This window comes from Candidatus Binatia bacterium, assembly GCA_036382395.1.
GTDB lineage: Bacteria > Desulfobacterota > Binatia > HRBIN30 > HRBIN30 > JAGDMS01.
This window is the reverse complement of sequence record DASVHW010000432.1, coordinates 1-5,604: the sequence shown is the minus strand read 5'-3', so window position 1 is coordinate 5,604 and position 5,604 is coordinate 1. Positions and strand designations below refer to the sequence as shown.

At 63.2% G+C, this 5,604-nt stretch carries 4 protein-coding genes; 3 read left to right on the top strand and 1 reads right to left on the bottom strand.

Going from position 1 to position 5,604, the window contains the following annotated elements; genetic code table 11:
* From VF515_21500 to VF515_21490, 3 genes are all read left to right on the top strand, one after another.
* Nucleotides 1–157: P-II family nitrogen regulator (locus VF515_21500; protein ID HEX7410205.1), on the top strand; the 157-nt coding region annotated here is incomplete at its 5' end.
* Between the two features lie 89 nt (nt 158–246).
* Nucleotides 247–1,941, top strand: coding sequence for an ammonium transporter (locus tag VF515_21495; GenBank protein ID HEX7410204.1), 1,695 nt, complete (start codon nt 247–249; stop codon nt 1,939–1,941).
* 108 nt (nt 1,942–2,049) lie between these two features.
* Nucleotides 2,050–2,547, top strand: a complete 498-nt coding sequence (locus VF515_21490) for a sodium:proton antiporter (protein HEX7410203.1) — start codon at nt 2,050–2,052, stop codon at nt 2,545–2,547.
* Between the two features lie 109 nt (nt 2,548–2,656).
* Here VF515_21490 and VF515_21485 read toward each other — a convergent pair whose 3' ends face one another.
* Nucleotides 2,657–5,530, bottom strand: coding sequence for a molybdopterin-dependent oxidoreductase (locus tag VF515_21485; protein ID HEX7410202.1), 2,874 nt, complete (start codon nt 5,528–5,530; stop codon nt 2,657–2,659).
* Between the last annotated feature and the right edge of the window lie 74 nt (nt 5,531–5,604).

The window sequence follows — 5,604 nt, the reverse complement described above, 5'->3', positions numbered from 1 at the left end:
CGAGATCGTTGTCGACGACAGCAACGCCGCGCAGATCGTGGAAGCCATCTGCAACGCGGCGCGCACCGGTCACATCGGCGACGGCAAGATCTTCGTGCTGCCGATGGAAGAGATCGTCCGCATTCGCACCGGCGAACGCGGGAAGGATGCCATCTAGGCTGTGCACGTTCCCATCCAGTCGAGTGGTGCTGGGGCGCGTCGGAGCCGAATTGAAGACCCATTGTGTACACCAGGAGGGAGGACAAGATGATGGATATCGTTGTGTGGCGGCGCGGCCGCCAATCGCTGCTGTTCAGTGCTGCTCTGCTGCTTCTCGTCACCGGCGTCCTGGCAGGAAGGCCACCGGTTTCTCTCGCCGACGAGGAACCGAAGCCCGATCCCGCTGGCATCGCCACCGGAGACAAAACCACCGCATTGGATGCTGCGGGCAATTCCTTCGTGGTTTCGGAACCGACCGACAAATCAGCCCCAGACTACCCGCAGAAGCAGAAGGACTACGAGGAGTACCAGGCCGCGGCCGCCAAGGAGCCGCTGGCGGTAAAGCTGGCCGATACGGTCGGGCACGTCCGCATCGCCACGAACTTTGCCTGGACCTTGAACACTGGATACTTGGTCCTCTTCATGCAGGCGGGCTTTGCGCTCCTCACGTGCGGCCTAGTACGGAAGAAGAACGCCGCCCACCTGATGATGCTGAACTTCGCGGCCTACGTGTTCGCCTTTCTGGCCTACTATGCCGTTGGCTATGCCTTTCAGTGGGGCGGGGTAGCGATCAATGCTGCTCCGACCAACCTCGGCGGCACGCCCACACTCAATAGTTTCCTCATCGGCGGCGGGCAGTGGGGGTTTCTCGGGGGCAAGGGTTTCTTCCTCAGTGGCCCGGCGTACGACGCCGGCGCCAATGTGCTCATGCTGTTTGAAGTCGTCTTCATGGAGACCGCCGGCTACATCATCATCGGCGCTATCTGCGAACGGATCACCTTCAGTGCGTTCATCCTTTGCGAACTGTTCGTGGGCGCCATCCTGTATCCCATCTTCGGCTGCTGGGTGTGGGGTGGCGGCTGGATGTCGCAGTGGGGTTCGACCCTCAACCTTGGCCACGGCTATGTCGACTTCGCGGGATCGACCGTCGTCCACGCCATCGGCGGCTTCTGTGCGATGGCCCTCGCGGTGATCCTCGGGCCGCGGATCGGCAAGTATAGAAAGGATGGAAAGCCGAACGCCTTCCCGGCGCACAACATTGTTTTCGTGGTCACCGGGACCTTTATCCTGCTGTTCGGCTGGATGGGCTTCAATCCAGGCTCGACGTTGGGCGCAACCGATCTACGAATCGGTGTAGTCGCGGTGAACACGAATCTGGCTGCCTGTTCCGGCGCCGCGGCAGCGCTGATCTTCTGGTACTACAAGTTCGGCAAACCAGACATCTCCATGGCCTGCAATGGCATGCTCGCCGGACTTGTCGCCATCACCGCGCCGTGTGCCTTCGTGAGTCCGACATCCGCCATTATCATCGGCATCCTCGCCGGCGTTCTCGTCTGTGTGGGCGTGCTGTTCAACGAACGGGTCCTCAAGGTCGACGATCCCTGCGGGGCTATCTCGGTTCACGGCTACTGCGGTTGGCTCGGCGCCATCTGCGTGGGCATCTTCGCGGATGGGACTTACGGCGCCGGATGGAACGGCATTGGGGCCACGACGTATCTCGGACAGGTGGGCCAGGGCGTCACGGGTTTGCTGCATGGAGACACGAGCCAGTTCTTTTGCCAGCTCATGGGGGCAACGCTTTGCGTGGCCTGGGCGTTCGGGGCAACGTACATCGTTTTCTCGCTCGTGAACGCGATCAAACCGATGCGGGTCACCCCAGAGGTTGAGATGGAGGGTCTCGACGTCCCCGAGTTTGGCATGCTGGGGTACCCGGAAGACGCCATCGTCAGCACCGCTTCCTGATAATGGACACCACGCCCTCGGCTGGGCTGTGCCCAGGAAGAGACCTCCTCTCGATCCTGGCATGCTGCAGTCCCAGCCGAGGGCAGTAGTTTACGGTTCTGCTGTCTAATGCTCCTGCCGATTGGCGAAGGAGAGATACAACCGGATGTTGTTCCTAATGTTGATTCTCGCTGCCGTCTTGGAGATCGGCGGCGACGCCGCTATCAGGCACGGTTTGCCCAACGCCGGGTGGCGATGGCTCGTTGTTGGGGCCATGATACTGACGGCTTACGGATTCGCGGTGAATCTGAATCGCGCAATCGGCTTCGGCCGCGTGATGGGTATCTATATCGCCGTCTTCTTCATCGTGAGCCAGGTGCTCAGTTTCGTCGTCTTCGGGCGTTGGCCCAAAACGCGCCGGAGCTGCTTGCGGCGGTCAGCGTTGGATCGGTCTTCATGGGCGCCAATACATATATTGGCAACGGCCCTAACCTCCTGGTGAAGGCGGTCGCCGAAGGTGCGGGGCCAAGCCGGGTCGAGATGCCTGGTTTCCTGGCCTATGCGGGTATCGCGCTGCTGATTCTCGCCCCGCTCTACGCCTGCGTTGCGTGGCTGATGTCTTCGTAGTTGGGCACGCCGGCTCCAGAAATCGCGCTCTCCTGGAGCCGGGCTGCCCTCAGCCCGTCCCATCGGTGGCTTCTTCGGCAAAGCCCCCAAGGGGGAGAGGGAACCGGAGTCAGAGCTTTTCGACCTCCACGCGGGTGTCGCGGTCGACCTGGTTGGGCTCCCAGTGGCCGTAGGTCCAATGCAGATGACCGTAATCGCCAACGAGGTTCGTGGGCTTGAACGGGCTGGGAATGATCGAGTGGTCGCTGCGGCCGCCGCGGAATTGGTACGGCTCCCAGGCATGATAGACGAACACCTGCCCCGGCTGGGCATAGCGCACGATCTTGGCGCGTACAACGAATGCTCCCAGGTCGTTGCGCACGCGCACCCAATCGTGATCGTTGATCTGGCGTTCGGCGGCGTCGCGGTCGTTGATGTAGACCACCGGCTCGCCGCGCTGCAGGCGCAGCAGCGGGCGTTGGTCACGCCACTGCGAGTGGATGCTCCAGCGCGTATGGCCGCCGCTCATGACGAGCGGGTAGTCTCCGCCCGCGGCAGGCGGCGGCTTGTACACCGGCAGCGCCTCGCCACACTCGAGAAACCATTGGTGGTCGATGTAGAACTGCTGCCGCCCGGTGAGCGTCGGCCAGCGCTGTTTCTTTTCCACAAACCACCGATGCGGAACCAGCGGCTCGGTTTCCGAGTAGTCACTGTAGTAGCCGGCCATGCCGCCGGGAGGACCGGTGCCTTTGAAACGGACGGCACCTTCGCGGCGCAGGTCCTGGAGCGACACCTTCTTCGTCTGCGAGGAGTAACTGAGGATGAACTCCATCGCCTTCTCCTGGTCACTGGCGCCGAAACGACCACGATCGGTGAAGGCTTCGTCCAGACGCCGCGCGTCGCGTTCGGCCTCGGCAATGTCCGTGTACGGTTTGAGGTCGCGCCGGCGCGCCTCTTTGGCGACCGCGTCCGACAGCAAGGCGAAGATTTCCCATTCCGGCTTGGCCTCTCCCAGTGGCGGGACGGCGCGATCGCCGAGGTGCACGTACGGGATGAACGAGACCATGTATTTGAGATCGATCTTCTCGTACCAGTAGGCTGCCGGCAGGACGATGTCGGCCCAACGGCTGGTCTCGCTCATGCGGAAATTCACATCGACGGTGAGCTTCACCTTGGGCCACAGCGTTTCGAGCAGCCGGGTGTTGTTGCGCGAGTGGCGCAGCACGTTGCCGAAGATCGACAGAATGACCTGCGGCGGATGTCCCGGCTTCGGGAAGATGGGGAACCACTTCTTCTCGAGGGCTTCTTTCAGGTACTCCTTCGCCGGACGCGGCGTGCTCTTGTCTCCGTGCTTCGGGTCACCCGAAACCGCGTCGAGCCCGCCGTGTACCGCGTGCCAGATCGTGCCGGGTACAAAGTAGCTGGCGAAGAAACGCTCCGTTTCCTCCGGATTGACGTAGTTCTTGCCGGCGAACTTGGCCAGGTCGACGAGGCCGAGCCCTTCTTGGATGGCAAGCAGCGCGAACCCTTCGGGAGCAAAGAAGCCACCGGCGCGCCATCCGCCACCGGCGCGGCCCAGATTCCCAGTGAGGGAGGCCAGCAAAATTTGCGAGCGTTGCGCCAGGTCGGCATGGAGGAACTTGCACTGGCCCCACTGTGACAGGATGAGCGCGGCCGGTGCCTTGGCGAAGCCGCGCGCGAACTGCCGGATCGTTGTCGCGGCGACGCCGGTGATCTCGGCCACACGTTCGGGGCGGTACTCCTTGTCCAGGCGTTCGCGTAGCAGCGAGAACACGGTTCGGACAGGTACCGACTTGCCACCAATGGAAACCGTGCCGCTGAACGTCAAATCAACTTGCAGGTCCTTGCTGTTCAGGTCCTTCTTGCCGCCGCTGCCCGGGGCCGCCGCCGGCTGGCCCTGCTTGGCATCCCAGACAAAGAACGCCTCCTCCGAACCGCCGCGGCGGAGATCGGATTCGCGCAGGAACCGGTGCGTATCGGTTCGGACCAGCAGTGACAGATCGCTCTGTTCGGAGACATAGGCGGCATTGTGGAGATTCTCTTCGATGATGACCTGCGCGGCGCCAAGCGCCAGCGCCGCATCAGTGCCGGGCTTCGGATTGATCCACAGGTCGGCGTGAATGCTGCTGTTGTTCAAGTCCGGACACACCGCCACCACCTGGGCGCCGCGGTACCGCGCCTCGTAGAGAAAATGGGCATCGGGGATGCGGGTGGCGGAGGGATTGAACGCCCACAGCACGACATACGACGAACGCCACCAATCGTCCGATGAACCGCAGGGGTGGCCGTTGCCGAGCGTCATGGTGGCACCGACCGAGAGGTCGCCGATCTGCGCCATGGAGTCGGTGGCGGGCGAGCCCAGCAAGCGGAAGAAGCGTATGGGCGCCGCAGTGTTCGGGCCGGCGCCGACGTTAGGCCCCAGCTCACACAGGATGCTGGCCGGTCCTTCCTTCTCGATGGCATCAACCATGCCGCTCGCCACCGCGGCCAGTGCGTCGTCCCAGGAAATCCGCTCCCAGCGCCCTTCGCCGCGCTCTCCCGTGCGGCGAAGCGGATAGCGGACCCGCGACGGCGAGTACATCAGGGTGGCGCCGCACGCGCCCTTCTGGCAGCCGCGCGGATTGAAGTCGGGCAGGCCGGGTGACGAGGCGCTGTATGTCGATTTCTGTTCTTCGCGCCAGACCATGTCGTCTTTGACGTACAGATTCCACGCACATCCCGAGACGCAGTTGGTCATCGTGTGCGTGCCGCGCGCGACGCGGTCCCACGTCCACCGCTGGCGGTAGAGATCCTCCCAGCCGCGGTAGTCCGGGACGGGGACTTTCGCTGCAACCTGAGGCGGTGCCGCCGTGGGTGACGGCACGGCGGCGGTGGGCAGCTTTTCGGGTGAGGCGCAGGCGAACTCGAGGTTGGCAAGCCCCAACGTAATGGCCGCCGCGCTCGTGGCGCGCAGGAAATCGCGTCGAGTGTAATCCTTGGCCATAGGCCGACCATCCTACCGTTCGGTAGGTTGACGAGAGATGACGTCGGTCAGCAAAGGGAATGATCGATCGCGGC